The organism is Streptomyces fractus, from assembly GCF_049844455.1.
GTDB classification, from domain to species: domain Bacteria; phylum Actinomycetota; class Actinomycetes; order Streptomycetales; family Streptomycetaceae; genus Streptomyces; species Streptomyces fractus.
Genome location: NZ_JBMYHI010000002.1, coordinates 7,756,446 through 7,781,705, shown reverse-complemented (window position 1 = coordinate 7,781,705; position 25,260 = coordinate 7,756,446). Strand labels below are relative to the sequence as shown.

Below are 25,260 nucleotides of genomic sequence, written 5' to 3'. Positions count from 1 at the left end.
CAGCGGACGTTCTTTACCAATCCGATAAACGGTATGACTCGCCCCGGTGAGCGGTTCAGGCCAATCGGCCCAGCGCTTCGTCGAGCGTTCGGCGCAGCCGCAGGGCGTCCGGCGCGACCGCCGTGACCAGCACGGCGGGGCCCGCCAGCGGTGTCAGCGCGGCCGTTCCGGCCTCGTCGAGGAGGGCCGCGGACGGCTTCTGCGTCTCGAATTCCGGGCGTACGACGACGAGTTGGCCGAGGGCGCGGTGACCGGCGAGGACGGCGGGGCCGTCCCAGCCGCCGGGCGCGCCCGGCCCGCAGGCCAGCTCCTGGTCGAGCAGCGGACGCCCCGCCCGGTACACGGTGAGCCGGCTGGTGAGCCGGCCGGGCTCCTCCCCCACGCGCCCGAGCACCTGCTCCTCGCGCAGCACGAGCCGCGCGCCCGGCGCCAGGTCGGCGCGCGTGGACACCCGCAGGTCGCTCCCGCCCGCCGAGATCAACTGCTCCGGGAGCCAGTCCAGTTGGGCCCCGTCGGCGACGTCGAGGCGTACGTCGTAGTGGGCCTCGCCCTTGGCCTGGCCGGGCAGGGCGATGGTCGCGGCGATGGAGCCGACGTGCAGGTGGGCGCCCTCCTCGGCGCGCGCCTCGACGGTGAGGTGGTCGCCGCCGAGCGGGCCGCTCATGGCGCCGACGAGCATGACGCGGGCCTCTGCCGGGCTCGCGCCGCGGGTGCGGCGCAGCGCGAACGAGCCCTCGCCCTCCACGACGGGCAGCGCGGTCCCGCCCCGCCCGTCGCCGCGCGCGACGATCCGGGCGGCGGAGCGGACTCCCGCGCTCACGCGGTCCACGCGGCGAGCTGCGCCCGCACCCAGGCGGCGACGTCCCCGACGCCGACCTCGGAGCGCAGGGACTGCAGCACGACGGGGAGTTCGGCCCGCGCCTCCTTGGCGTCGGCCTCCATCCGCGCCAGGTCGGAGCCGACGTGCGGGGCGAGATCGGTCTTGTTGATGACGAGCAGGTCGGCGGTGGTGACGCCGGGGCCGCCCTTGCGCGGGATGTCGTCGCCGCCCGCGACGTCGATCACGAAGATCTGCGCGTCGATGAGCCCCTTGGAGAAGGTGGCGGTGAGGTTGTCGCCGCCGGACTCGATGAGGATCAGGTCGAGCGGGCCGACCTCGTCCTCCAGGTCCTCGACGGCCTCCAGGTTCGCGGAGATGTCGTCGCGGATCGCGGTGTGCGGGCAGGCGCCGGTCTCGACGGCGGTGATCCGCTCGGGCGGGAGCACGGCCTCGCGCAGCAGGAACGCGGCGTCCTCGCGCGTGTAGATGTCGTTCGTGACGACGGCCAGCGAGAGCTCCTCGCGCAGAGCGCGGCAGAGCGCGGCGACGGTGGCCGTCTTGCCCGAACCGACGGGCCCGCCGAGCCCGATCCGCAGCGCCCGCCGGGTGCCGTCGGGCCGCTGGGCGTCCGCGGAAACGGCGGAGGCTTCGTCGTGAGTGTGTCCAAGGTGCATGGTGATCCACGGCTCCAATCTGTGTCTTCTCAGCGTGTCCGGCACTTGAGGACGAGGCCGTTCAGGCCGACAAGGGGTCCGGGGGCGAAGCCCCCGGGGTCGGGAAGGGGAAGGGGCGGCGGGGGCGACTTCCGCTAGGACGCGAACAGCCGCACGGGCCACGCCGCATGGGCCTCGGCGCCGATCTCGAGAAGCGGCGCCGACCCCGCGGGCAGCGCGTCGACCCCCTGGTCGACCGCCCGCCGCGCCGCCTCCACGGCGTCCGCGACGACCCGGTCGATCTCGGGCGCGAGCCGCGCGAGAACCCCGGTCGCGTCGAACGGGTCGAGGCTCAGCAACCGCACCACGGCGGTCGCGGCCCCGCCCACGCCTTCGTACGCGGAGCAGTACGCGGCGTCCTCCGCCCCGAGACCGGCCGCCCGCGCGGCGAGTCCGAGTACGACCGGCTGGTGCGCCCCCTTGGGGAACTGCCGTGCAAGGGCGTCGAGTTCGGGGTGCGGCCAGGTGGCGCGGGCCGCCCGCATCATCTGCCGGCCGAGCTTGCGGGCGGCGACCCGCAGCGCCGGCGACGGCGTACGCGCGTCGGCAGCTTCGTCGAGCGTGCCCGGGTCGATGCCGAGCGCGGCGGCCGCGGCGAGGGCCGCGGTCACGGCGCCGCTGGTGTACAGGCGGCCCCGGCAGAACGCCTCAAGGCTCGCCGCGTCGGTGATGCGTCCCGCCTTGACCGCGGCCTCCGCCCCGCCGGAGTGCGCGTGCCCTCCGGCGGGGAAGCGGCCGTCGGCCAGAACGAGGAGCGCGGCGCGCGTCATGACGTACGCACCCGGCCCGTGTGAACCCGCATCAGAACAGGAAGTACCGCTGCGCGAGCGGCAGTTCGGCGGCCGGGGCGGGCTCGACGAGCTCGCCGTCGATGGTCACGGCGAACGAGTCGGGGGCGACCTCGACGCGCGGCAGGGCGTCGTTGTTGATCATGTCGGCCTTGCCGCGTCCGCGGGTGGAGTGGATCGGCACGAACGAACGGCCGAGCCCGAGGCGCTCCGGCAGCCCGTCCTCGATCGCCCACTCGCTGGTGAAGTTGACCGAGTTGGCCTGCGGGGCCTTGCCGTACGCGCCGTACATCGGGCGCGGCAGGATCGGCTGCGGCGTGGGGATGGACGCGTTGCCGTCGCCCATCTGCGCGTACGCGATCTGGCCGCCCTTGACGACGAGCTGCGGCTTCACGCCGAAGAACTTCGGGTCCCAGAGGACCAGGTCGGCGAGCTTGCCGGACTCCACGGAGCCGACCTCGTGGTCGATGCCCTGCGAGACGGCCGCGTTGATCGTGTACTTGGCGACGTAGCGGCGGGCGCGCGCGTTGTCTGCGCGGGTGTCGCCGGGCAGGAAGCCGCGGCGGCGCTTCATCACATGCGCGGTCTGCCAGGTCCGCATGATGACCTCGCCGACGCGGCCCATGGCCTGCGAGTCCGAGGACATGATCGAGATGGCGCCGAGGTCGTGCAGGATGTCCTCGGCCGCGATGGTGGTGGGCCGGATGCGGGACTCGGCGAAGGCCAGGTCCTCGGGCACCGCCGGGTTGAGGTGGTGGCAGACCATCAGCATGTCGAGGTGTTCCTCGACGGTGTTGACGGTGTGCGGCCGGGTCGGGTTGGTGGACGACGGCAGCATGTTCGGCAGCGAGACCGCCGTGATCATGTCGGGTGCGTGTCCGCCGCCCGCGCCCTCGACGTGGAAGGCGTGCAGGGTGCGCCCGGCGACCGCGTCGAAGGTGTCCTGGACGAAGCCGGCCTCGTTCAACGTGTCGGAGTGGACGGCGAGTTGGACGCCGGACTCCTCGCAGACGTCGAGGCAGGCGTCGATCACGGCCGGGGTCGCGCCCCAGTCCTCGTGGACCTTGAAGCCGATGGCCCCGCCGCGCAGCTGGGCGCGCATCGAGTCCTTCGACATGGTGTTGCCCTTGCCGAGGAAGCCGATGTTGACCGGGCTGTTCTCCATCGCCGCGAACATCCGGGCGAGGTGCCAGGAACCGGGCGTGATGGTGGTCGCCTTGGAGCCCTCGGCCGGTCCCGTGCCGCCGCCGACCAGCGTGGTGACGCCGGAGGCGAGGGCCTCGTCGAACTGGGTCGGCGAGATGAAGTGGATGTGGGTGTCGATGCCGCCGGCGGTGACGATCTTGCCGTTGCCCGCGATGACCTCGGTGTCCGGGCCGAGGACGAGGTCGGGGTGGACGCCGTCCATGGTGTCCGGGTTGCCGGACTTGCCGATCGCCGTGATGCGGCCGTCGCGGATGCCGATGTCGGCCTTGACGATGCCCCAGTGGTCGATGATCACGGCGCCGGTGATGACCGTGTCCGGGGTGCCCTCGGCGCGGGTGGCGCGGGACTGGCCCATGGACTCGCGGATGACCTTGCCGCCGCCGAAGACGGACTCGTCGCCGGAGAGGCCGGGCCCGCCGGAGCGGTCCTCCTCGATCTCGACGAGCAGGTCGGTGTCGGCGAGCCGGATGCGGTCGCCGGTGGTGGGGCCGAACAGATCGGCGTATGCGGCGCGGGACAGCTCAGGCATCGAGGGCACCTCCGGTCTCGCCGCGCAGGCCGGTGACGATGCGGTTGCCTGCGAGGGATACGAGTTCGACGTCGACGGGGATGCCGGGTTCGAAGCGAACGGCGGTGCCCGCGGCGATGTTCAGCCGCTTGCCGCGGGCGGCGGCGCGGTCGAAGTCGAGGCCGGGGCTGGCCTCGTAGAAGTGGTAGTGGGAGCCGACCTGGATGGGCCGGTCGGCGGCGTTGAGGACCGTCATACGTATGACGTCGCGGCCCTCGTTGTACACAACCGGCTCGTCGGCGAAGAGGATCTCTCCGGGAATCATGATGTCCGCTCTCCCGTCAGACGATCGGCTCGTGCACGGTGACGAGCTTGGTGCCGTCCGGGAACGTCGCCTCGACCTGCACGTCGTGGATCATCTCGGGGATGCCCTCCATGACGTCGTCGCGGGTGAGCAACTTGCGCCCGGATGCCATGAGTTCGGCGACGGTGCGACCGTCGCGGGCACCTTCGAGGATGTGCGACGTGATCAGTGCGACCGCCTCGGGGTGATTGAGCTTCAGACCCCGTGCCCGACGCTTCTCGGCCACGTCGGCAGCCACATGTATGAGCAGTCTCTCCTGCTCATGCGGGGTCAAATGCACGAATCCCACCTCACAGTCCTTCACGCCGGACCGTGCGGGACCGGCTGCCGCGGCCACCGCGACGGGTCTAGATGTAACACACAAGAAAAACGGACATCTGTGCGGACCCCTGCCACGGAAAGTGGCCGATGACCTGCGACTGGAGGGTAATTGGGCGGAGTTTCAACGACGTTAACCGTCGCTTGACCGTCTCATTGCTGAACGCCCGCCGCGCTACCTGATCTCGGGGCCGCGGTGCTCGGCGGCAATACCGAACCTTTGCTGTTCGCCGGGAGCGGACGTCAGGGTGCCGATCCGTGACACAGACGTGACCGCCGGTTCATCCACGACGTCCCCGACGGGCTCCCCCATCGCCTCGAGTCGCTCCAGGTCGGCGGCCGAGACCAGGGCGACGAGCGGCTTGCCGTGCCGGGTGACGACCACGCGGTCGCCGCCGTACACGACGCGGTTGATCAGGTCGGCGAGCTCAGCCCTGGCTTGCGTCACCGGAATCTCATAGGCCATGCTCACCATCGTACGTCATGTACGTCCTGTACATTTTTAGAGAAGGGGCCTTGCAGCAGACACTGAAGGCCTCGCAGGCCTTGAAGCAGCGTCATGAGGAGGCACCATGCCCCATCCGTACGGCCGCTACGTCCTGCCCGAGTTCACCGAGCGCACCAGTTCGGGGAGCCGCACCCTCGACCCGTATTCGAAGCTTCTGGAAGAGCGCATCGTGTTCCTCGGGACGCCGATCGACGACGTCTCGGCGAACGATGTGATGGCGCAGTTCATGCACCTCGAGTACCTGGCGCCCGACCAGGACATCTCCCTGTACATCAACTCTCCGGGCGGCTCGTTCAGCGCGATGACCGCGCTCTACGACACGATGCAGTTCGTCAGCTGCGACGTGGCGACGACCTGCCTCGGCCAGTGCTCGTCCGTGGCCGCGGTGCTGCTCGCGGCGGGCGCGCCGGGGAAGCGGATGACGCTGCCCGGCGCGCGCGTGGTGATCGACCAGCCCTCGCTGCCCGAGCCGGCCCAGGGCCAGCCGAGCGACCTGGAGATCTACGCGAGCGAACTCACGCGCATGCGCGACCAGTTGGAGGAGCTGCTCGCCCTGCACAGCGGGCGCTCCAAGGACCAGGTCGGCGCGGACATCGAGCGGGACACCGTGCTGACGGCGCAACAGGCCCTCGAATACGGCCTGGTGGACCACGTCGTGGAGAGCAGGACGGCCACGCTGCGCTCCCCCGGCGCGAGGTGATCGGCCGATGTATCCGCCAGAACCCGCGCCGCTGCCCGCGATGACCCGCGCCGAGTGCGAGCTCGTGGACCGCTATCTGGAGGTGGTCGACCTCATCGCGCGGATCAACCCGGCCCGCGGCGACGACACCTACAGCGGGCTGCGCGCGGCGCAGGCGCTGGTGAGCCGGGCGGTGGCGCTGCGGGACGCGCTGGACCTAATGCACCGGAGGGGCGAGAGCCGGGTGCACGCGGGCACGCTGGCGCGGGCGCTGCGCGTGCTCGACGGGGAACGGCGCACCCGGCGGGTCACTTTGCCGCCAGAGTCGGTCAGTTGAAGTCGTAGCCCGCTCACTTGAAGTCGTAGACCGCTCACCGGACATCCCGAAGCGCCACGCGGCGATCCAAACGACCCAGATGGGGTACCCCGGACGGCCCAGCGTCCGGTACGCCGATGAGCCCGGCAAAGTTGCGCACAGGCCGTAGTCGGCTGCCGGAATTCCTCGTTCCGCCGCTGGTGCGGGGCTCGTCGGGCCTCGGCGGTCGGGGGCGAATGCCGCACCGTCCACCCGAACGGGTCAAGGGTGACGAGACTCACTTACCGCCGGTTCAGCTCGGTTTTCGTCTGCGCGGTGCGTGAAGATCCGTTGCGACGACAAGCCCCCGCCGCCGCGGCGGGGCGGTCCGCACGGACGCCGAGTCCTGCCGCCGTGCGGATGCCAGGTCGACAGGAGTGCATCGGCAGGAGTGGAGGACCCGAGCACGACGGGCCCCCGCCGCGCCTCGTCAGAGGCCGCGCCGGACGGTCCTTGGGGTGAAGCCGCAGGACGCGGCCGGGCAACTTCGCCACCCGAACCCGACAGGTCATCCTTCACAGGCGGCTGACGAAGGGTTGCGCATGACTGCGCTGAATCGTGTTCCGTCGCTGCTGACCCGGGCGGGTACCGCTTCCGCCCTCTCCATCGCCGTCGCCGGCGCGGGACTCATGGTCCCCGGCGCCGCGTCCGAGGCATCAGCGGCCACGGCATCCGTCAAGGCACTGCACATCGCCGCGTCCAAGAAGGGTGCACCGTACAAGTGGGGCGCCGCCGGGCCGCACCGGTTCGACTGCTCGGGCCTCACGCTCTATTCGTTCAAGCGGGCGGGCAAGAAGCTGCCGCGCACCGCGGCCCAGCAGTACAACAAGACCAAGCACATCTCCAGGTCCCATCGCACCCGCGGTGACCTGGTGTTCTTCCGCTCCGGCAGGAGCATCTACCACGTCGGTATCTACGCCGGTAAGGGCCGCATCTGGCACTCCCCGAAGACCGGTTCGGTGGTGCGTCTCGAGCGGATCTGGACGAACAGCGTGCTGTACGGCCGGGTCCGGTGATCCGCCGCGCTCGCGCTTGAGCGTGCCCCGGACGGATACTCGTAGGGGATGGAAGAGCGCAACGAGACGTCGTTGGAACGCGCCGATCGGAACTTCGGAGAACTCCTTCAGGAGCTCCGGGTCACCCAGACCGGCGTGCAGTTCCTGTTCGCGTTCTTGTTGACGCTGGCGTTCACGCCGCGCTTTCCCTCCCTCGACACGGTCCAACGGGCCACGTATGTCACGACGTTGCTCCTCACGGTCATCGCGGCCGCGCTGTTCACGGCGCCGGCCGCGGTGCACCGGATGCTGTTCCAACTGGGCGCGAAGCGGCTGATCGTGCAGGTGTCCTCGCGGCTCGCCGCGTTCGGGATGGCGGCGCTGGTGCTCGCGCTGAGCGGGTCCGTGCTGCTCGTGGTCGATGTGACGGTCGGCAGGGGCGGCGGGATCGCGGCGGGCGCGGGGACGTTCTGCGTCTGTACGGGACTGTGGGGAGTGCTGCCGTGGCTGATGCGGCGGGCGGTCCTCAGGCGGGACGGCTGACCGGGGCGGCCACCCACGGCAGGGTGATCAGCACCGTCTTACCGCCCTCGGGCGTCGGCCGCACCGTCAGGTTGCCGCCGCACTCCGCGGTGAGGCAGCGGATGATGACCATGCCCCGCCCGTTGTCCTGCTGGACCGCGGCCGGCAGCCGCTTGGGGTAGCGGGGGTGACTGTCGGTGACGCCGATACGCAGCTGCTCGTCACGCTCCAGCTCCATGTCGACGGTGAACGTGGGTGACTGGCCGAGGGTGTGCTGCACCGCGTTCGTCGCGAGTTCGGACACGATCAGGCGGATGGTGTCCGCCGCGTCCGACCCCGGCGCCATGCCCCACTCCGTGAGGACGGAGGCGACATACCCGCGGGCGGACGAGACCGAGGCGGGATCGCTCGGCAGCGTGACGGATGCTTCCTGGTGGTCTGCCATGGCGACGTGTCCCTTTCCCGCCGAGGTGGCTCGTCCGGCCTCGCGGATCGCTCGCGCTCGGCCCCCGGCAACTGCTTCGCGCCAGATTACCACTCGGACGTCCCCCAGTGGTGCCGATCCCCCAAGATATGCATATATCTGTCGCTCGATGCGGTGAACTCTGCGACGGTGGACCGTATTTGGGCCGAGGTACGCTCCGTCCTCTACCGTCGGCTCAGACACGCGCTCCGTGCGGGCCGGGAGGGAGTCCGGCCGGGTGGCGCGAGGAGCCCGAGGAGTCCTCCATGAAATACGGTCCCGCGGTACGCCGTCGCAAGCTCGGGGCAGAATTGCGGACGCTGCGCGTCCAGGCCGGCCTCACGAGCGGGGAGGCGGCCCGGCTCGTCGGCTGGCACCAGTCGAAGGTCAGCAGGATCGAAACAGGCCGCAGCGGCGTGAAGCCTTCGGACGTGCTGCGGCTGCTCGACGCCTTCGAGGCCCGCGATCCCCGACTCCGCGATCTGGTGGTCGCGTTGGCCGGCGGGAACGACGCGGGCGGACAGCACTGGTGGCACGCGTACCGGGGCCTGTTGCCGCCCGCGTACCGCGACTTCATCAGCCTGGAGTCCCAGGCGTGCCGCATCAGGACTCTGGAGACGAGCGTCGTACCGGGGCTTCTTCAGACACCCGAGTACGCGCACGCGGTGACTCGTTCGGTGCTGAACGGGGCGCCGGACCGGCACATCGACGCGCTGGTGGAGGTGCGGCTCGCACGCCAGGACGTGCTGCGCGCGGAGCCGCCGCTGCGGCTCACCGCGGTGCTCGACGAGGCGGTGCTGCGCAGGGAGGTGGGCGGGAACGGAGTGCTGCGGCGGCAGTTGACGCATCTGATCGAGGCGGCGGAACTGCCGCATGTCCGGATCCAGGTGCTTCCGTTCTCGTCGGGGGGCCATATCGGCTTGACGGGGCCTTTCGTTGTGTTCTCTTTTCCGAACACATCTGATCTGGATGTGGTTGTTCTCGACCATTTGACGAGTAGCCTCTACCTGGAACGGAAAGAAGACCTCAAGGCGTACACGGACGCCTTTGACGCTCTTCTGCTCCATGCCAGGTCACCCGAGGATTCACTGGAATTCATCGCAGAGATTGCCGGGTAAGCGAGGACGCCGACACCTCGTCGTGCGCCGGCAACGCGTGAGGAGGCAACATGACCATTGCCTGCAGTACGTCGCTGAGCGGCGTCCGATGGCGGCGCAGCAGCCGTAGTACCGGCGCCAACAACTGTGTGGAGACGGCCCCGTTGACGACGAGTGCGACGGCCGGTCTGCTGGCCGTCCGCGACTCCAAGCGCACGACGGGGCCCGCGCTTCTGTTCACGTCGGAGTCATGGCGGGCGTTCGTCAACTCCCTGCGGTAGACGCCCCGTCGGGAGCGGTGCGGCTGATCACCCGGACGGCCTCGGTGACCTCGGTCCCCGTGAGGTCGGCGCGGGCGGTCAGTCGCAGCCGCGCGATGCCGTCGGGCACGGAAGGAGGCCGGAAACACCCCACCGAGAGTCCCGCGTCCCGGCAGTCCGCCGCCCAGCGGAGGGCCGCGTCGGGCGAGGGGGCACGCACGGAGACGACCGCGGCGTCGGGACGGACGGCCAACAGGCCCTCGTCTCGCAGGAGTTGATGCAGGGACGTCGCTACGTCGCGTGCTCGTGCGGCACGTTCGGGCTCGCGGCGCAGGAGGCGCAGCGCCGCGAGGGCCGAGCCGCACGCGGCCGGGGCGAGGCCCGTGTCGAAGATGAAGGTGCGGGCCGCGTTGACGAGATGGTCGATGACGTGGGCCGGGCCGAGGACCGCGCCGCCCTGGCTGCCGAGGGACTTGGAGAGCGTCACGCTGACGACGGTGTCGGCCGCGCCAGCGAGTCCCGCCGCGTACGGAACGCCGCGGCCGCCGGGGCCCACGACGCCGAGTCCGTGCGCGTCGTCGATGATCAGCCCCGCCCCGAACTCCCTTGCCACAGCGGCCAGTTCGGCGATCGGGGCCTGGTCGCCGTCCACCGAGAAGACCGAGTCGGTGACGACGACGGCGGGCCCTTCGTGTGTGCCGAGCGCCTTGCGGACGGCTTCCGGGTCCGCGTGCGGGGCCACCTGTGTGGTGCCGCGGGCGAGCCGGCAGCCGTCGATCAGCGAGGCGTGGTTGCCCGCGTCGGACACGATCAGTGAGCCGTGGGGGGCGAGCGCGGTGACGGCCGCGAGGTTCGCCGCGTACCCGGAGGAGAACACCAGGGCCGCCTCGAACCCGCAGAACTCCGCCAGTTCCCGCTCCAGTTGGGCGTGCAGCTCGGTGCTGCCCGTCACCAGCCGGGACCCGGTGGCCCCGCCGCCCCACCTGCGCGCGGCCCCGGCCGCGCCCTCGACGACCTCGGGGTGCCGGGCGAGGCCCAGGTAGTCATTGCTCGCGAGGTCGAGCACCGGGCTGTCCGCGGGGCGCGGGCGCAGGGTGCGGACGAGGCCCGCGGCCTCGCGGGCGCGCCGCTGTGCGCCGATCCAGCCGAACGCGGGTGTGTGGGGCGTGGCCATGTGTCCCTCTGCGAGTCCGGCGACGGGTGAGCGGTGCTTTGTAGGTAATGCACAGACACTAGCGCCCGCGCCACTCGGGCAGGATGTGGCAATACCCACACGACGCACGCCGTCCTTTGTAGAGAGTCTCCTTTCCCCGGGGCCGCGGGATAGGTAAGGATCAGGGCCCATGGACCTGCTGAACACGCTGGTGGACAAGGGGCTTCGGCGCGAACTGCCGAGCCGTGAAGAGGCGCTCGCGGTACTCGCGACGCCGGACGACGAACTGCTCGACGTGGTGGCCGCGGCCGGGAGGGTGCGCCGCCAATGGTTCGGGCGGCGGGTGAAACTCAACTATCTGGTGAACCTCAAGTCGGGCCTGTGCCCGGAGGACTGCTCGTACTGCTCGCAGCGCCTCGGTTCGAAGGCGGAGATCCTCAAGTACACGTGGCTGAAGCCCGATGAGGCGTCGAAGGCGGCGGCCGCCGGGGTCGCGGGCGGCGCGAAGCGGGTGTGTCTGGTGGCGAGCGGGCGCGGGCCGACGGACAAGGACGTGGACCGGGTCGCGCGCACCATCGACGCGATCAAGTCCGAGAACGAGGGCGTGGAGGTGTGCGCGTGCCTCGGGCTGCTCGACGACGGGCAGGCGGAGCGCCTTCGCGGCGCGGGCGCCGACGCGTACAACCACAACCTCAACACCTCCGAGGCGACGTACGGCGACATCACCACGACGCACACGTACGCGGACCGCGTCGACACCGTGAAGAAGGCGCACGGGGCGGGGCTTTCGGCGTGCTCGGGCCTGATCGCGGGCATGGGCGAGAGCGACGCGGACCTGGTCGATGTCGTGTACGGGCTGCGGGAGTTGGACCCGGATTCGGTGCCGGTGAACTTCCTGATCCCGTTCGAGGGGACGCCGCTGGCCAAGGAGTGGAACCTGACGCCGCAGCGGTGTCTGCGGATCCTGGCCATGGTGCGGTTCGTGTGCCCCGACGTGGAGGTGCGGATCGCGGGTGGCCGCGAGGTGCATCTGCGGTCGATGCAGCCGCTCGCGCTGCACATCGCCAACTCCATTTTCCTGGGCGACTACTTGACGAGCGAGGGCCAGGCCGGGAAGGCCGACCTGGACATGATCGCGGACGCGGGGTTCGAGGTCGAGTGCACGGAGCAGGTGACGCTGCCGGAGCACCGGGCGGGCGGCGGATGCGGTTCGGTGTGCGCGTCCGCCGACGAGACGGACGTGGCGGACGTGTCGGACGTGTCGGACGAGGCCGTCGCTGCACCGGTCGAGCCCGCGGAGGCACGTACCGATCTCGTCGCCGTACGTCGCCGGGGCGCGGGAACGGATCTGGCGCCCAATGCCTGAGCTGAACGTGGCCGAACTGCTCGACCTGGACCGGCGGCACGTCTGGCACCCGTACGGTCCGATGCCCGGAACGCGGCAGCCCCTGGTCGTCGAGTCGGCGGCCGGGGTGCGGCTGCGGGTCGCGGGACACGGCGAGCTGGTCGACGGGATGTCGTCGTGGTGGTCGGCGATCCACGGCTACGGCCACCCGGTGCTCGACGAGGCGGCGCGCGGCCAGTTGGACCGCATGAGCCATGTGATGTTCGGCGGCCTGACGCACGAGCCGGCGGTACGGCTCGTGGAACGCCTTGTCGACATGTCACCGGAGGGGCTTGAGCACGTCTTCCTCGCGGACTCGGGGTCCGTGTCGGTCGAGGTCGCCCTGAAGATGTGTCTGCAGTACTGGCGCTCGCTCGGCCGGCCGGAGAAGCGGCGGATGCTGACGTGGCGCGGCGGCTATCACGGTGACACCTGGCAGCCGATGTCCGTGTGCGACCCCGAGGGCGGGATGCACGGGCTGTGGGCGGGTGTGCTTCAGGAGCAGATCTTCGTGAACGAGCCGCCGAGCGGCTTCGACGCGTACGAGGAGTCGTACGCGGAGCTGTTGCGGGAGGCGATCGGGCGGCACGCGGACGAGGTGGCGGCCGTGATCGTGGAGCCGGTCGTGCAGGGCGCGGGCGGGATGCGGTTCCACTCCCCCGCGTATCTGCGGGTGTTGCGGGAGGCGTGCGACGAGCACGATGTGCTGCTCGTGTTCGACGAGATCGCCACGGGGTTCGGGCGGACCGGGGAGTTGTTCGCGGCCGGGCACGCGGGGGTGTCGCCCGATGTGATGTGCGTCGGGAAGGCGTTGACCGGTGGCTATCTGACGATGGCGGCGACGTTGTGCACGGCACGGGTCGCCGAGGGGATCTCGCGGGGCGAGGTGCCGGTGCTCGCGCACGGGCCGACGTTCATGGGGAATCCCCTCGCGTCGGCGATCGCGTGCGCGTCGATCGATCTGCTGATGGAGCAGGACTGGCGCGGTGAGGTGAAGCGGATCGAGGCGGGGCTGCGGGACGGGTTGGCGGATGCGGAGGGTCTTGCGGGGGTGCGGGACGTACGGGTCCTCGGGGCCATCGGCGTCGTCCAGTTGGACCGTGAGGTCGACATGGCGGCGGCGACGCGGGCGGCGGTCGCGGAGGGTGTGTGGCTGCGGCCGTTCCGGGACCTCGTCTACACGATGCCGCCGTATGTCACGAGCGACGACGACGTGGCACGGATCGGTCGTGCGGTGTGCGCGGTCGCTGCCGCCGCGTCAAGGGAAGGGTGAGTGCCGAGGTGAGTGTGCTGGTGGTGACCGGGACCGGGACCGAGGTGGGCAAGACCGTGACGACGGCCGCGGTGGCGGCCGTCGCGGCGCGGGCCGGGCGGTCGGTGGCCGTGCTCAAACCGGCGCAGACGGGCGTCGCGCCCGGGGAGCCGGGGGACGTGGACGAGGTGGTGCGGCTCGCCGGGGACGCGGTGACCGGGGTGGAGTTGGCGCGGTATCCGGAGCCGCTCGCGCCGGGGACGGCGGCGGCGCGGGCCGGGCTCGCGCCCGTGCGGCCGTGGCAAGTCGCCGAGGCGGTAGGGAAGTTGACGGCCTCGCACGACCTCGTGCTGGTCGAGGGGGCGGGGGGTCTGCTCGTTCGGTTCGACGAGGAGGGTGCGACGTTGGCGGACGTGGCGAGGTTGCTCGGGGCGCCGGTGCTGGTGGTCGCGGCGGCGGGGCTCGGGACGTTGAACTCCGTGCAGTTGACGGGTGAGGCGTTGCGGTCGCGCGGCCTTCACCAGGCGGGGGTCGTCATCGGCAGCTGGCCCCGGGATCCGGGGCTCGCGGAGCGCTGCAATGTGGTGGATCTGCCGGTGGTGGCGGGGGCGGAACTGGTGGGCGCGGTGCCGGCGGGGGCGGGGTCGGTGTCGCCGGGGGCGTTCCGGGGTGGGGCGGAGGGGTGGTTGGGGCCGGAGTTGGGCGGGGTGTGGAAGGGGGTTCCGGCGGGGGTGGGCTCGGGGTGATGGGTGTGCGGTGCGGGGGTTCCGGGGCCTGACCGGGGCGACGCCTGTCGTGATGGGTGCGCGGCACCGGGGTTCCCGAGCCTCGCCGGGGTCGACGCCCTCGTCATGGGCGCGCGGCACCGGGGGCCGCCTTGCCCACCCTGCCGCCCAAGGCGGCAGATTGCCCAAGGCGGGGCGGCAGTCCGCCGACCAGGCGGTGGAAGTGGGGGCGGTCGTGGCGGGCGGCCGGGGTGGAACTCGGCGTCCATCGGGCGCTGACGATGCCGGGGCACGGCCCCGGCAGCCGATGTCGGCGTGTGTGCTGGGCGCGGCCCGGCGGCCGACGGCGGACTGGGGCCTCACAGGCTCCAGGTGCGGAGTTCCTTCTCGATGTCGTGGACCGTCGCCGTGCCGGTCTTCACCAGCCGCGCCAGGTCGCGGATCTGCTCCGGCGACGTGACGATCTTCAGCCCGCTGGCCACGAGGTACGCGTAGGCCACGGCCGTCGCGAACATCGCGTTCGACCGTTCCAACGCCGGTACGTGGATGAGGAGTTGGAGCAGGGACGCGGCGCGCGCGTGCGGCGAGTCGTAGACCGGCACGTCGAATATCGCGGCTCGGTGGCGGGCGACCGCGCCCACGAGGGCACCCCAGTCGGTGACCTGCGGGTCACCCGGGGTCTTCTGCTCCGCGACCATCAGCAGCCAGGCGAGGTCGATGGTGAGATGCGGCGGCTGTGGCGGTTCACTCAACGGGACGGCGCCGGCCTTCGGTGTCCGCGCCGAACTCCTCGGCGAACACCGACTCGTACTGCTTCATGAAGTCCGCGGCGGCGTCGACGAACGTCCGCCCCTGCTCGCCGGCGTCGCGCCGCACCAGCTCCTCGATGTACCGGTTCACACTCACCCCTTGGGCGAGCGCGCGCTCACGGGCGGCGCGGGCGGTGCCCTCTTCCACCCTGACGTTCAACTGCGTCTTGGCCATACCTACACGCTAGCGCCGTTGTGCTAGCACCGGCAAGGCGCGGACGATCGATCGTCTGTGCCTCTCCACACCTTTGATCTCCGGCTGTACCCTCGCGGGCCGGACGGGACAGGACCTGCGGATGAGCGCGAAGGGGCCCTCATGCCGATGGACATGCCGGACACACCGAATGTCACCACGGCCGCCTCGGCCGCGGGCCGTGGCACGTATCCCGAGCACTGGCTGCGGGTCTGGAGTCACCGCGAGGACCTGCTCAGGGTGGCCCGGCGCGGATCCATGACCCCGGAGGACGCCGAGGACGCGGTGCACGAGGCGATGCTGCGTGCGGCGGAGCGGCCGGGCCTGGACGACGAGCGGCTCGGCGGGTGGCTCACGACGGTGACGATGCGGTTGTGCGTGGACCGGCATCGGCAGGTCACGCGGGAGGCGGAGGTGCATCGCAGTCCTACGCTCACGGTGCCGGGGCCCGTCCCGGTGGAGGAAGCCGTGTGCGACCGGGACGAGGCGCGATGGTTGGCGGCTCGCAGCGCGCAGTTGCCGGCGCGCCAGGCGGAGGCGCTGCGGTTGAAGTCCGAGGGCCTCGATGTGAGCGAGGTCGCGCTGGAGATGCGGCTCGGCTATCGGACCGTCGAGTCGCTGCTCGCGCGGGCGCGGCGCACGTTGCGGACGACCTTGGCGGGGACGCTGGGGCTCGCCCTGTTCCTGTGGGGTCGCGGGAAACTCCTCGCGAGTGGTCCCGCGCAGGCCGTCGCGGTGTCCTCGGCGACGGTGGGCCTGGTGGTGGCGGGTTTCGTGGTGCCGGCCACGGTGGGACACGGCGCCACGGTGCCGCCCGCGGAGTCACGGGGGGCCGGGGCGCCCGTGGGGTATGTGCGGCCGGTGGGGAGTTCCGTGCCGGGAGGTGGAGGGGGTGTACGTGACCGTGCCCGGGGGGACCGGGGTTCTGGGGTGGTGCCGGGTGTACGGAGGGAGGCGGGAGCGGCGCGGTTGCGGTCGGTTGTCCCGCTGAGGTTGACGTTGGCCTTGCCGTTGTCGTTGCGGTTGCCGTTGCCGTTGCCGCCGGTGGTGCTGCTGGGTATCGCGGTGGCGCGGCCCGCGCTACCGCCTCCGCCACGGGGCTCCGCCCCGGACCCCGCTGCTCAATCACCGCAGGGGCTCAATTTTGCCCACCCGACCCCAGGACCCAATGGCGACAACCCACCACCCGGGCTCGACGGGGGCGTCCGGCCACACCGCCCCGCATCAGCCCCCTCTCCCCGAAAGAAATCCGTCTCCGATGCGACGGACCGGGTCCGGCTCCCCGTAGAGCAGGTGTCGGAAGTGTGTCGGCGTGGCCGGAGGGGGACCGGATGGGTGCGGAGATCCGGGTCGAAGGGCTTGCCATGTCCTTCGGTCGGCAAGTGGTCTGGCGCGATGTCTCGTTGACGCTGCCCGCCGGTGAGATCTCGGTGCTGCTCGGCCCTTCGGGGGACCGGCAAGTCGGTGTTCCTGAAGACGCTCGTCGGGCTGCTGAAGCCGGATCGCGGGTCGGTGACGGTCGCGGGGCGCGACATCACGCGGCTGCGCGAGCACGAACTGTACGACGTGCGGCGGTTGTTCGGCGTGATGTTCCAGGACGGCGCGCTGTTCGGCTCGATGAGCCTCTTCGACAACATCGCGTTCCCGCTGCGCGAGCACACCCACAAGGCCGAGGCGGACGGAGATCCGGCGCATGGTCATGGAGAAGGTCGACATGGTCGGCCTTCTCGGCGCCGAGGAGAAGCTGCCCGGGGAGATATCGGGTGGCATGCGCAAGCGGGCCGGGCTCACACGGGCGCTCATGCTGGATCCGCAGATCGTGTTGTGCGACGAGCGTGCTCCGGACTCCGCACGACATCGCGTCCGCCCGCACCGTCCCCGACAACATCGGGCTGCTCTTCCGCCGGGAGCTGGTGCTGTTCGGGCCGCGTGAGCAGTTGTTGACCAGTGACGAGGCCGTCGTGCGGCAGTTCCTCGGCGGGCGTACCGAGGGCCCGATCGGGAAGGCCGAGGAGGCCGAGGAGAAGGACGCCGCGCTCGTCGAGGAGGAGCCGGCCCGGCTCGCCGACGCCGCCCGGCACACCACGCCCTGCAGCCGCCCGGCGTCGGGGGCCCTGGAGCCGATCAAGGAGGCCCCGGAGCCGATCAAGGACACGCCGACCGCCCCCGAGGACGTCAAGCCACGACCGGCCGCCCCTGTGCGCTCTCGCCCGGCCCGCCCTCCTCCTCGTACTGATCGCGACCCTCGTCGCGGCCGTCGTGCTCGGCCTGCGCTACCGGGACGGCGTACGCGCGGAGCAGGCGCGCGGCGCCGCCCTCGCGGCCGCCCGCAAGGCCGCGCCCGCGGTCCTGTCCTACGACTACCGCCACCCGGACCGCGACTTCGCCGCCGCCCGCGACCGGATCACCGGCGATTTCGGCGACGAGTACCGCAAGACGATGTCGAAGGCGGTCGGGCCGAAGGCGAAGAAGTACCACGGGATCGTCAGGGCCACCGTGGCGCAGGTGTCCGGGGACGCGCCCGCGGCCTCCGCGCGTGGACCTCAACCGGGTCCGGATGACCATGACCCGGACCTCGGACGGCTGGAAAGTGAGCGCCGTGGACGCGCTCTGAAGGCCCGTTGTCAGTGCGAGCGGCTATCCTCGGACCCGATGTCGAGCCTCGAAGTCGGATGCACAACTGGCTTACGGAGCAAGGGAGTTGGGGTGGGGGGAGCGGGTGTGGCCAAGGATGCCGCCGTCGCCGCGCGGGCCAGGGGCCTGACGAAGGCGTACGGCTCCGGCGAGACGCAGGTGCTCGCGCTCGACGCGGTGGACGTGGACATCGCGCGCGGCCGGTTCACGGCCGTGATGGGCCCATCGGGCTCGGGGAAATCCACGCTGATGCACTGCCTGGCGGGACTCGACACCGTCTCCGCGGGACAGGTGTGGCTCGGTGACACGGAGATCACGGGCCTGAAGGAGCGCGAACTGACGCGGCTGCGGCGCGATCGCATCGGCTTCATGTTCCAGTCCTTCAACCTGATCCCCACGCTGAACGCGGCGGAGAACATCACGCTGCCGATGGACATCGCGGGCAAGTCCCCTGACCCCAAGTGGCTGGAGCAGGTCATCGACACGCTCGGCCTGCGGGACCGCCTGAAGCACCGTCCCGCCCAGCTGTCCGGCGGGCAGCAGCAGCGCGTCGCGTGCGCGCGGGCGCTCGCCGCACGCCCCGAGCTGATCTTCGCGGACGAGCCGACGGGGAACCTGGACTCGCGGGCCGGGCTCGAAGTACTCGGATTCCTGCGCCAATCCGTGGACGAGCTGGGGCAGACCGTGGTCATGGTGACCCACGACCCGGGCGCCGCCGCCCACGCCGACCTGGTCCTCTTCCTCGGCGACGGCCGCCTCGTGGACGAGATGCGGGAGCCGACCGCCGAGGCGGTCCTGGAGCGCCTGAAGCAGTTCGACGTCGTGCGCCACGCCGTCGCCGACAAGCCCGGCCCCCGGACGTAGCGATGCTGAAGGCGACGTTACGGAGCTTCCTGGCGCACAAGGGGCGCCTCGTCCTGTCCGCGCTCGCCGTCGTCCTGTCGGTGGCGTTCGTCGCGGGCAGCCTGATCTTCTCGGACACCGTGTCGCGCACCTTCGACCGGCTCTTCGCGTCGACGTCCGCGGACGTGCGGGTAGGCCCGAAGGAGGACGACTTCGACGAGTCGGTGCCGTCGGGCACGGTCCGTACGGTGCCCGCGTCGCTGGCCGGGCGGATCGACCGGGTCGACGGCGTGGCCGCCACGCACATCGACGCCGGGGTCGAGAACATCACCGTCGTCGACCGGCACAACAAGTCGGTCGGGCCGACCACCGGCGCACCCACGATCGCCACCAACTGGGAGCCCACGGACCGCAGTCCGGTGCGCCTGACGTCGGGGCACGCGCCGCGCGGCGCCCGCCAGGCACTGCTCGACGCGGACACGGCCGACAAGAAGCACGTACGCGTCGGGGACCCGCTCACCGTCCTCGCCGAGCCCGGCTCGTTCAAGGTCGAGGTCGTCGGCATCGCCACGTTCCGTACGACGAACCCGGGCGCTGCCCTCGTCTTCCTCGACACCGGCACCGCGCAGCGCAGGCTGCTGGGCGGCACCGGCCGGGCGACGAGCATCGCGGTGGACGCGGCGCCGGGCGTCGCCGACGCGACCCTCAAGCGGCGCATCGGCCAGGAGCTGGGCGGGGCCTACGACTTGAAGACGGCCGACGAGGACGCGAAGTCGGCCGTCGACGATCTGGGCGGATTCCTCGACGTCATCAAATACGTGATGTTGGGCTTTGCCGGGATCGCCGTCCTGGTCGGCGTGTTCCTCATCGTCAACACGTTCTCGATGCTGATAGCCCAGCGGACAAGGGAGTTGGGGCTTCTGCGGGCGCTCGGCGCGGACCGCCGGCAGGTGCGGCGCTCCGTGCTGACGGAGGCGGTGCTGCTCGGCCTTGTCGGCTCGGCGACCGGGTTCGCGCTCGGTGTGGGGCTCGCCGCCGGGCTCATCAATCTGATGGCCGTCTTCGGGATGAACCTCAAGTCGACGGAGATGGCGGTGGGCTGGGGCACGCCCGTCGTGTCGTTCGCGGTCGGCGTCGGGGTCACGTTCGTGGCCGCGTATCTGCCGTCGCGGCGCGCGGCCCGCGTCTCCCCGATGGCCGCGCTCGCGGACGCCGAGATCGCGGGTGTGGGGCGGCCGTTGAAGGTGCGGGCGGTGGTGGGTTCGGTGATCGGCGCGGCCGGCGCCGCCGCGCTGGTCGGCTGCTGGGCGGCGGACGAGACCGGTCCCGCGGCCTCGCTGCTCGGCCTCGGCATCGTCCTCACGCTGATCGCGACGGTCGTCGCGGGACCGCTCCTCGTACGGCCCGTGATCCGCGTCCTCGGCGGCGCCTTCCCGGCGGTGTACGGCTCGGTCGGCCGGATGAGCCAGCGCAACGCGCTGCGCAATCCGCGCAGGACGGGTGCCACGGCCGCCGCCCTGATGGTGGGGCTCGCCCTGGTGGCGGGGATGTCGGTGGCGAGCGCCTCCATGAGCCGGTCGTTCGACGAGCAGATCGACGACACGCTGGGCGCCGACTTCACGGTGCAGAACGCCAACTTCTTGCCGTTCTCCCAGGAGGTCACCCGGAAGATACGGGCGACGGACGGCGTGGGCCTGGTCGTGCGCCAGCGGTTCACCGCGCTCGCGGTGCGCATGCCGGACGGGAAGCGGGTGAAGACGACGGCCGCAGGCTGGGACCGGCGCGTCGACGAGGTCGCGCACGTCACATACGCGCGGGGCGGCAGCGCCGCGGCGCTCGCACCCGGACACCTGCTGCTCCAGAAGGAGTTCGCGGACGAGCACGGGGCGCGGATCGGCAGCGTCCTGCCCGTGGAGTTCCCCGGCGGGAAGCGGACCGAGCTGACCGTGGGCGCCCTGACCGACCAGCAGGCCAACGACTTCGGCATGTCCGGCGGCTTCGCCATGGGTCTGCCCACGCTTCAGAAGTACGCGCCGGGCGGCCAGGACTCGGCGGTGTACGTGAACGCCTCATCCGGCACGTCGCCCGACGCGCTGCGCGAGCGCCTGGAGAAGACGCTCGACCCGTATCCGCAGGTGCAGGTGCGCGACCTCGCCGACTACAAGGAGCTGATCCACGGGCAGATCGCGGTGCTGCTGTATCTGGTGTACGCGCTACTCGGCCTGGCGATCGTCATCGCGGTCCTCGGCGTGGTCAACACCCTCGCCCTGTCGGTCGTGGAACGCACGCGGGAGATCGGACTGCTGCGGGCGATCGGGCTCGCGCGGCGCCAGTTGCGGCTCATGATCCGCCTGGAGTCGGTGGTGATCGCCGTGTTCGGGGCGGTGCTCGGGCTCGCGCTCGGCCTCGTGTGGGGCGTGGTCGCGCAGCGGGTGCTCGCCCTGGAGGGCATGAAGGCGCTGGCGATCCCGTGGACGACGATCGCCGCCGTGGTGGTCGGCTCGGTGGTCGTGGGCCTCGCGGCGGCGCTGCTCCCGGCGCTGCGGGCCTCACGGCTGAACGTGCTGGCGGCGATCGCGCACGAATAGCGGGGCGGACGTAAGGTCGGATCCGGCAACTGTCCACGTTTCGAGGAGAGTTCATGGGTACGGAAGGGTCGGCGGGTTCCGGGACGACGCGCCCGTTCCGCTTCGGCGTCAACCTGGTCACCCCCGCGCCGGACGACGCGTGGCGCGCCAAGTGCCAACGGGCGGAGGAGCTCGGCTACGACGTGATCCTCGTGCCCGACCATCTGGGCGCGCCGTCGCCGTTCCCGTCGCTCGTGGCGGCGGCCGACGCGACGAGCCGGCCGAGGGTGGGGACTCAACTGCGCGTTCTGGAACCCGGTGCTGCTCGCCCGCGAGGTCACCACCACCGTCGCGCTCACCGGGGGCCGCCTCGAACTCGGCCTCGGCACCGGCTACGTACGCGAGGAGTTCGAGCAGACAGGCCTGGGGTGGGGCACGCCCGGCACCCGCGTCGACCATCTGGAACGCACCGTCACGGAGCTCGACCGCCTGCTCTCCGCCCTCGACCAGGGCCCCCGGCCCCCGCTCCTGATCGGCGCGAACGGCGACCGGATGCTGCGGATCACCGCCGCGCACGCCGACATCGCCGCGTTCACCGGGGCCCGCGCGCCCGGCGGGAACGCGGGCGGCCTCGAACCGCTGACCGGTGACGAGCTGCTGGAGCGGGTCGCCACGTACCGGAAGTTCGCCGCCGACCGCGCGGAGAGCGCCGAACTCAACCTGCTCGTACAGCTGGTAGCGGTGACGGACGACCGGCCCGCCGCCGTCCAGCCGCTCCTCGAACACCTGCCGCGGCTCACCGAGGAGCAGGTCCTCGACTCGCCGCTGCTGCTCGTCGGCACCGTCGAGCAGATCACGGAGCAGCTCCTTGCACGGCGCGAGCGGTTCGGGTTCTCGTACATCACGGTCCTGGAGCCGTCCATGGAGGCGCTGGCGCCGGTGATCGAGGAGCTGCGGGGCCGTTGAGCGTCCGGCATGTGAAATCCGCGGCGCCCGGCGATCCGCGGTGGTGGGATCGGGGGCATGAACGATCTTCGTGTACGTGCCGCAGGACCCGCCGATCTCGACGCCGTGCTCGCGTTCTGGAAGGAGGCCGCGGAGGGCACCAGCATCAGCGACGACCGCGCGGGCGTCGAGCGCCTGGTCGAGCGGGACCCCGAGGCGCTGCTGCTCGCGGAGCGTTCCACCGGGTCCGGCGCGGAACTGGTGGGTACGGTCATCGCCGGGTTCGACGGCTGGCGCTGCCATCTGTACCGGCTCGCGGTGCTCCCTCGGGCGCGGCGCCAGGGCATCGCGTCCGCGCTGCTCGCGGCGGCGGAGGAGCGGTTCGTCGCACTCGGCGGGCGCCGCGGGGACGCCATGGTCCTGGACCGCAACGAACGGGCGCAGCACGCTTGGACGGCGGCGGGATACGCGCCCGATCCGCAGTGGACCCGCTGGGGCAAGCTGCTCGACGGCCTCGACGGCTGACCCTTCCCGCGGCCGGAAATATCGCTTTGCCGGTCCTTTACCATGGATGAGTCACTCGAACTCCTACGAAAGGTGTGAGCGTCCGCCCATGGGCGAGCCCCCCAGTCCCCGCTTCATCGCTCCCTGCTCCGTCCCCCCGCGCGGCCCCTGCGGGCGCGCATCCGTCCCGGCCCTGGCCGATCATGGGACGGAGGTGACGTCCCGATGACCGAAGTGCTGCTGCTCCTCGTCGCAGTCCTGCTGTCGCTGGCCTGCGGCGCCTTCGTCGCGGCGGAGTTCTCGCTCACGACCGTCGAGCGCGCGGATCTCGAAGAGGCCGTCGAGCGCGGTGAGCGCGGCGCGGCCGGCGCCCTGCGAGCCGTACGGAACCTCACGTTCCAGCTGTCCGGCGCCCAGCTCGGCATCACCGTCACGAACCTGGTCGTCGGCATGCTCGCCGAGCCGTCCATCTCCAAGCTCCTGTCGGGTCCGCTGGAGTCCCTGGGGTTGTCGGAGGGTGTCTCCACCTCGGTCGCCCTGGTGCTGGGCACCGCCCTGTCGACCGTGTTCCTGATGGTCGTCGGCGAGCTGGTGCCGAAGAACTGGGCGATCTCCTCGCCGCTGGCCGTGGCCAAGAAGGTGGCGACGCCGCAGCGCTGGTTCAGCGCGGCGTTCCGCCCGTTCATCACGCACCTCAACAACACCGCGAACCGGCTCGTGCGCCGTTTCGGCATCGAGCCGACCGAGGAGCTGGCCTCCGCGCGCGGCCCGCAGGAGCTGATGGCGCTCGCCCGGCACTCCGCCAAGGAGGGCGCCTTGGAGGCGGACACCGCCGAGCTGTTCGTCCGCACCCTGAACCTCGCCGACCTGACCGCCGAGAACGTGATGACGCCGCGCGTCCAGGTCATGGGCCTCGACCTCCAGGCGACCTGCGAGGACGTGGCGAACGCGACGCGGGCCACCGGCCTGTCCCGCTTCCCCGTCTATCGCGGCAGCCTCGACCAGGTCGTCGGCGTCGTGCACATCAAGGACGTCCTCGCCGTGCCCGACGAGCAGCGGGCCCGCAAGGGCGTCGCCGATCTGCTGCGCGAGCCGCTGCTGGTGCCGGAGACGCTGACCGTGGACCGGCTGCTCGACCGGCTCTCCGGCAAGCGGACGATGGCCGTGGTCATCGACGAGTACGGCGGCACGGCCGGAGTCGCCACCCTGGAGGACATCGTCGAGGAGGTCGTCGGCGAGGTCCGCGACGAGCACGACCCGCACGAGACCCCCGACATCGCCTCCGCGGGCACCGACCCGGAGGGCCGCACGCTCTACTCCGCCGACGGCGCCGCCCGCACCGACCAGCTCGCGCGGGTCGGACTGCGCGCGCCCGACGGCCCGTACGAGACGCTGGCCGGGCTCGTCGCGACCGAGCTGGGCCGGATCCCGGACATCGGCGACAGCGTCGAGGTCACCGGGTGGCGGCTCGACGTGGTGGACGCGCACGGACACCGCGCGGCCCGCGTACTGCTGCACGCGCCGCTGATCCTGGACACCGACGAGCGCCGGAGGGCGGACGAGGCGAAGACCCGCGGGTCGGCCGCCGAGGAGAAGGGGGCGACCCGATGACCGTGATCCAGTTGCTGATCGGCCTGGCGACGCTCGTCGTCAACGCCTTCTTCGTGGGCGGCGAGTTCGCGCTGATCTCGGTGCGCCGCAGCCAGATAGAGCCGCACGCCGAGGAGGGCGACCGGCGCGCGCGCAGCGTCATGTGGGGCCTGGAGCACGTCTCCGCGCTGCTCGCCGCGGCGCAGCTCGGCATCACGCTGTGCACCCTGGTGCTCGGCATCGTGGCCGAGCCGGCCATCGCGCATCTCCTCGAGCCCGTGTTCAACGCGGTCGGTGTGCCGCACGGCCTGGTCCACCCGATCTCGTTCGTGATCGCGCTGACCGTGGCGACGTATCTGCACATGCTGCTCGGCGAGATGGTGCCGAAGAACATCGCGCTCGCCGAGCCGGTGCGCTCGGCGCTCCTCCTCGGCCCGCCGCTGGTCGCCGTCGCGCGCGCCCTGCGTCCGGTGATCTTCGCGATCAACGCCTTCGCCAACGGGCTGCTCAAGCTGCTCCGCGTGGAGGCGAAGGACGAGGTCACGGCGACGTTCTCGGACGACGAGCTGGCCCGCATGGTCAAGGACTCCTCCGAGGCGGGCCTGATCGACGACCGCGCGCAGGAGCGTCTGCACGACGCGCTCGAACTGGGCCGCCGCCCCATCAAGGACGTCGTCCTGCCGATCGAGAAGGTCGTCTACGCGCGCGTGGGCGTCACGCCCGAGGAGCTGGAGCGGCTCTCCGCCGAGTCCGGTTTCTCGCGCTTCCCCGTGGTGGACGAGGGCCGGCGGATCGTCGGCTACCTCCACGTGAAGGACGCCCTGGACGCGATGCCGCGCGACCTGCCGTTCCGGGTGCCGGACATGCGCTCCATCGCGCGCGTGCGGGAGACGACGCCGCTGGACGACGTGCTGACCGCGATGCGCGGCAGCCGTACGCATGTCGCGGCGGTGCTCGGCGCGGACGGCCGGCTCGCCGGGCTCGTGACGATGGAGGACGTGCTGCGGGAGCTGTTCGGCCAGCCGGTCTGACGGTGCCCCCGCGGTTCGCCCCGTGCCTACGCCG

General features: G+C 71.5%; 26 protein-coding genes and 2 pseudogenes. 17 read left to right on the top strand and 11 right to left on the bottom strand.

The annotated features are described in order from the left end of the window. Positions 1-55: 55 nt before the first annotated feature. From ACP4E5_RS37290 to ACP4E5_RS37260, 7 genes are all read right to left on the bottom strand, one after another. A complete protein-coding gene (locus ACP4E5_RS37290; RefSeq protein WP_425836747.1) occupies positions 56-820 on the bottom strand; it encodes an urease accessory protein UreD in 765 nt (254 codons plus the stop codon). After that, a complete protein-coding gene (ureG, locus tag ACP4E5_RS37285) occupies positions 817-1,494 on the bottom strand; it encodes an urease accessory protein UreG (protein WP_327664530.1) in 678 nt (225 codons plus the stop codon). The genes ACP4E5_RS37290 and ureG overlap by 4 nt, the downstream gene beginning before the upstream one ends. Positions 1,495-1,628: 134 nt before the next feature. Beyond that, on the bottom strand, positions 1,629-2,303 hold the full coding sequence (locus tag ACP4E5_RS37280; RefSeq protein ID WP_425836743.1) for an urease accessory protein UreF: 675 nt from the start codon (positions 2,301-2,303) through the stop codon (positions 1,629-1,631). A gap of 31 nt (positions 2,304-2,334) precedes the next feature. Further along, positions 2,335-4,056, bottom strand: a complete 1,722-nt coding sequence (locus tag ACP4E5_RS37275; protein WP_425836740.1) for an urease subunit alpha — start codon at positions 4,054-4,056, stop codon at positions 2,335-2,337. After that, positions 4,049-4,360 carry an urease subunit beta gene (locus ACP4E5_RS37270; protein WP_425836737.1) on the bottom strand — a complete coding sequence of 104 codons (312 nt, stop codon included), beginning with the start codon at positions 4,358-4,360 and terminating at the stop codon, positions 4,049-4,051. The genes ACP4E5_RS37275 and ACP4E5_RS37270 overlap by 8 nt, the downstream gene beginning before the upstream one ends. A gap of 16 nt (positions 4,361-4,376) precedes the next feature. Next, positions 4,377-4,679 carry an urease subunit gamma gene (locus tag ACP4E5_RS37265; protein ID WP_425836734.1) on the bottom strand — a complete coding sequence of 101 codons (303 nt, stop codon included), beginning with the start codon at positions 4,677-4,679 and terminating at the stop codon, positions 4,377-4,379. A gap of 213 nt (positions 4,680-4,892) precedes the next feature. Then, positions 4,893-5,183: a type II toxin-antitoxin system Phd/YefM family antitoxin gene (locus tag ACP4E5_RS37260; protein WP_425836732.1), complete on the bottom strand. Its 291-nt coding sequence runs from the start codon at positions 5,181-5,183 to the stop codon at positions 4,893-4,895. A 106-nt stretch (positions 5,184-5,289) separates the two neighbouring features. On the opposite strand from ACP4E5_RS37260, the gene ACP4E5_RS37255 reads away from it, so the two are divergent. From ACP4E5_RS37255 to ACP4E5_RS37240, 4 genes are all read left to right on the top strand, one after another. Beyond that, entirely contained in the window at positions 5,290-5,925 is a 636-nt protein-coding gene (locus ACP4E5_RS37255; protein ID WP_425836729.1) for an ATP-dependent Clp protease proteolytic subunit, read from the top strand. A 7-nt stretch (positions 5,926-5,932) separates the two neighbouring features. Beyond that, complete coding sequence (locus tag ACP4E5_RS37250) at positions 5,933-6,241, top strand: hypothetical protein (protein ID WP_425836726.1); 309 nt, start codon at positions 5,933-5,935, stop codon at positions 6,239-6,241. Positions 6,242-6,801: 560 nt separating this feature from the next. Beyond that, a complete protein-coding gene (locus ACP4E5_RS37245; RefSeq protein WP_425836723.1) occupies positions 6,802-7,275 on the top strand; it encodes a C40 family peptidase in 474 nt (157 codons plus the stop codon). 48 nt (positions 7,276-7,323) lie between these two features. Beyond that, positions 7,324-7,797: a DUF6328 family protein gene (locus ACP4E5_RS37240; RefSeq protein WP_425836721.1), complete on the top strand. Its 474-nt coding sequence runs from the start codon at positions 7,324-7,326 to the stop codon at positions 7,795-7,797. Here ACP4E5_RS37240 and ACP4E5_RS37235 read toward each other — a convergent pair. Beyond that, positions 7,781-8,221 carry an ATP-binding protein gene (locus ACP4E5_RS37235; RefSeq protein ID WP_425836718.1) on the bottom strand — a complete coding sequence of 147 codons (441 nt, stop codon included), beginning with the start codon at positions 8,219-8,221 and terminating at the stop codon, positions 7,781-7,783. The two genes, ACP4E5_RS37240 and ACP4E5_RS37235, sit on opposite strands and share 17 nt — an antisense overlap. Before the next feature lie 284 nt (positions 8,222-8,505). Here ACP4E5_RS37235 and ACP4E5_RS37230 point away from each other — a divergent pair, with 284 nt between their 5' ends. Together ACP4E5_RS37230 and ACP4E5_RS37225 are read left to right on the top strand one after the other, a co-directional pair. Beyond that, positions 8,506-9,357 (top strand): helix-turn-helix domain-containing protein, encoded by an 852-nt coding sequence (locus ACP4E5_RS37230; RefSeq protein ID WP_425836715.1) that lies wholly within the window; start codon positions 8,506-8,508, stop codon positions 9,355-9,357. 50 nt (positions 9,358-9,407) lie between these two features. Further along, positions 9,408-9,617 (top strand): DUF397 domain-containing protein, encoded by a 210-nt coding sequence (locus ACP4E5_RS37225; protein WP_425836712.1) that lies wholly within the window; start codon positions 9,408-9,410, stop codon positions 9,615-9,617. Here ACP4E5_RS37225 and ACP4E5_RS37220 read toward each other — a convergent pair. Next, positions 9,601-10,770 (bottom strand): 8-amino-7-oxononanoate synthase, encoded by a 1,170-nt coding sequence (locus ACP4E5_RS37220; protein WP_425836709.1) that lies wholly within the window; start codon positions 10,768-10,770, stop codon positions 9,601-9,603. The two genes, ACP4E5_RS37225 and ACP4E5_RS37220, sit on opposite strands and share 17 nt — an antisense overlap. A gap of 169 nt (positions 10,771-10,939) precedes the next feature. Here ACP4E5_RS37220 and bioB point away from each other — a divergent pair, with 169 nt between their 5' ends. Genes bioB through bioD form a run of 3 tightly spaced genes read left to right on the top strand, consistent with a single transcriptional unit; the run spans position 10,940 to position 14,131 of the window. Continuing rightward, positions 10,940-12,115, top strand: coding sequence for a biotin synthase BioB (gene bioB / locus ACP4E5_RS37215; RefSeq protein WP_425836706.1), 1,176 nt, complete (start codon positions 10,940-10,942; stop codon positions 12,113-12,115). Beyond that, positions 12,108-13,406, top strand: a complete 1,299-nt coding sequence (locus ACP4E5_RS37210) for an adenosylmethionine--8-amino-7-oxononanoate transaminase (protein WP_425836703.1) — start codon at positions 12,108-12,110, stop codon at positions 13,404-13,406. Before bioB ends, ACP4E5_RS37210 begins: the two co-directional genes overlap by 8 nt. 8 nt (positions 13,407-13,414) lie before the next feature. Further along, positions 13,415-14,131, top strand: a complete 717-nt coding sequence (gene bioD, locus ACP4E5_RS37205; protein ID WP_425836700.1) for a dethiobiotin synthase — start codon at positions 13,415-13,417, stop codon at positions 14,129-14,131. A 338-nt stretch (positions 14,132-14,469) separates the two neighbouring features. Here the strand turns inward: bioD and ACP4E5_RS37200 are convergent, their stop codons facing one another. Further along, the gene (locus ACP4E5_RS37200; protein ID WP_425841956.1) at positions 14,470-14,808 is read right to left on the bottom strand and encodes a fic family toxin-antitoxin system, toxin component; all 339 of its coding nucleotides are present in this window, start codon (positions 14,806-14,808) and stop codon (positions 14,470-14,472) included. 46 nt (positions 14,809-14,854) lie between these two features. Continuing rightward, positions 14,855-15,094 (bottom strand): toxin-antitoxin system HicB family antitoxin, encoded by a 240-nt coding sequence (locus ACP4E5_RS37195; RefSeq protein WP_327664513.1) that lies wholly within the window; start codon positions 15,092-15,094, stop codon positions 14,855-14,857. Between the two features lie 141 nt (positions 15,095-15,235). Between ACP4E5_RS37195 and ACP4E5_RS37190 the strand changes: the two genes are divergently transcribed. The 8 genes and pseudogenes from ACP4E5_RS37190 (at position 15,236) to ACP4E5_RS37155 (ending at position 25,226) form a co-directional block, all read left to right on the top strand. Beyond that, on the top strand, positions 15,236-16,519 hold the full coding sequence (locus ACP4E5_RS37190; protein ID WP_425836697.1) for an RNA polymerase sigma factor: 1,284 nt from the start codon (positions 15,236-15,238) through the stop codon (positions 16,517-16,519). Beyond that, positions 16,444-17,163 (top strand): annotated as a pseudogene (locus ACP4E5_RS37185) (ABC transporter ATP-binding protein); the annotation flags it as partial. The gene ACP4E5_RS37190 and the pseudogene ACP4E5_RS37185, both read left to right, overlap by 76 nt. 655 nt (positions 17,164-17,818) lie before the next feature. Beyond that, positions 17,819-18,610 (top strand): ABC transporter ATP-binding protein, encoded by a 792-nt coding sequence (locus ACP4E5_RS37180; RefSeq protein ID WP_425836694.1) that lies wholly within the window; start codon positions 17,819-17,821, stop codon positions 18,608-18,610. 2 nt (positions 18,611-18,612) lie between these two features. Further along, complete coding sequence (locus ACP4E5_RS37175; RefSeq protein WP_425836691.1) at positions 18,613-21,177, top strand: ABC transporter permease; 2,565 nt, start codon at positions 18,613-18,615, stop codon at positions 21,175-21,177. Between the two features lie 53 nt (positions 21,178-21,230). Next, a pseudogene (locus tag ACP4E5_RS37170) lies at positions 21,231-22,122 on the top strand (LLM class F420-dependent oxidoreductase). A gap of 57 nt (positions 22,123-22,179) precedes the next feature. Further along, entirely contained in the window at positions 22,180-22,626 is a 447-nt protein-coding gene (locus ACP4E5_RS37165; protein WP_425836688.1) for a GNAT family N-acetyltransferase, read from the top strand. A gap of 204 nt (positions 22,627-22,830) precedes the next feature. Further along, positions 22,831-24,216 (top strand): hemolysin family protein, encoded by a 1,386-nt coding sequence (locus ACP4E5_RS37160; protein ID WP_425836685.1) that lies wholly within the window; start codon positions 22,831-22,833, stop codon positions 24,214-24,216. Next, entirely contained in the window at positions 24,213-25,226 is a 1,014-nt protein-coding gene (locus tag ACP4E5_RS37155; RefSeq protein WP_425836682.1) for a hemolysin family protein, read from the top strand. The genes ACP4E5_RS37160 and ACP4E5_RS37155 overlap by 4 nt, the downstream gene beginning before the upstream one ends. Positions 25,227-25,260 lie beyond the last annotated feature (34 nt).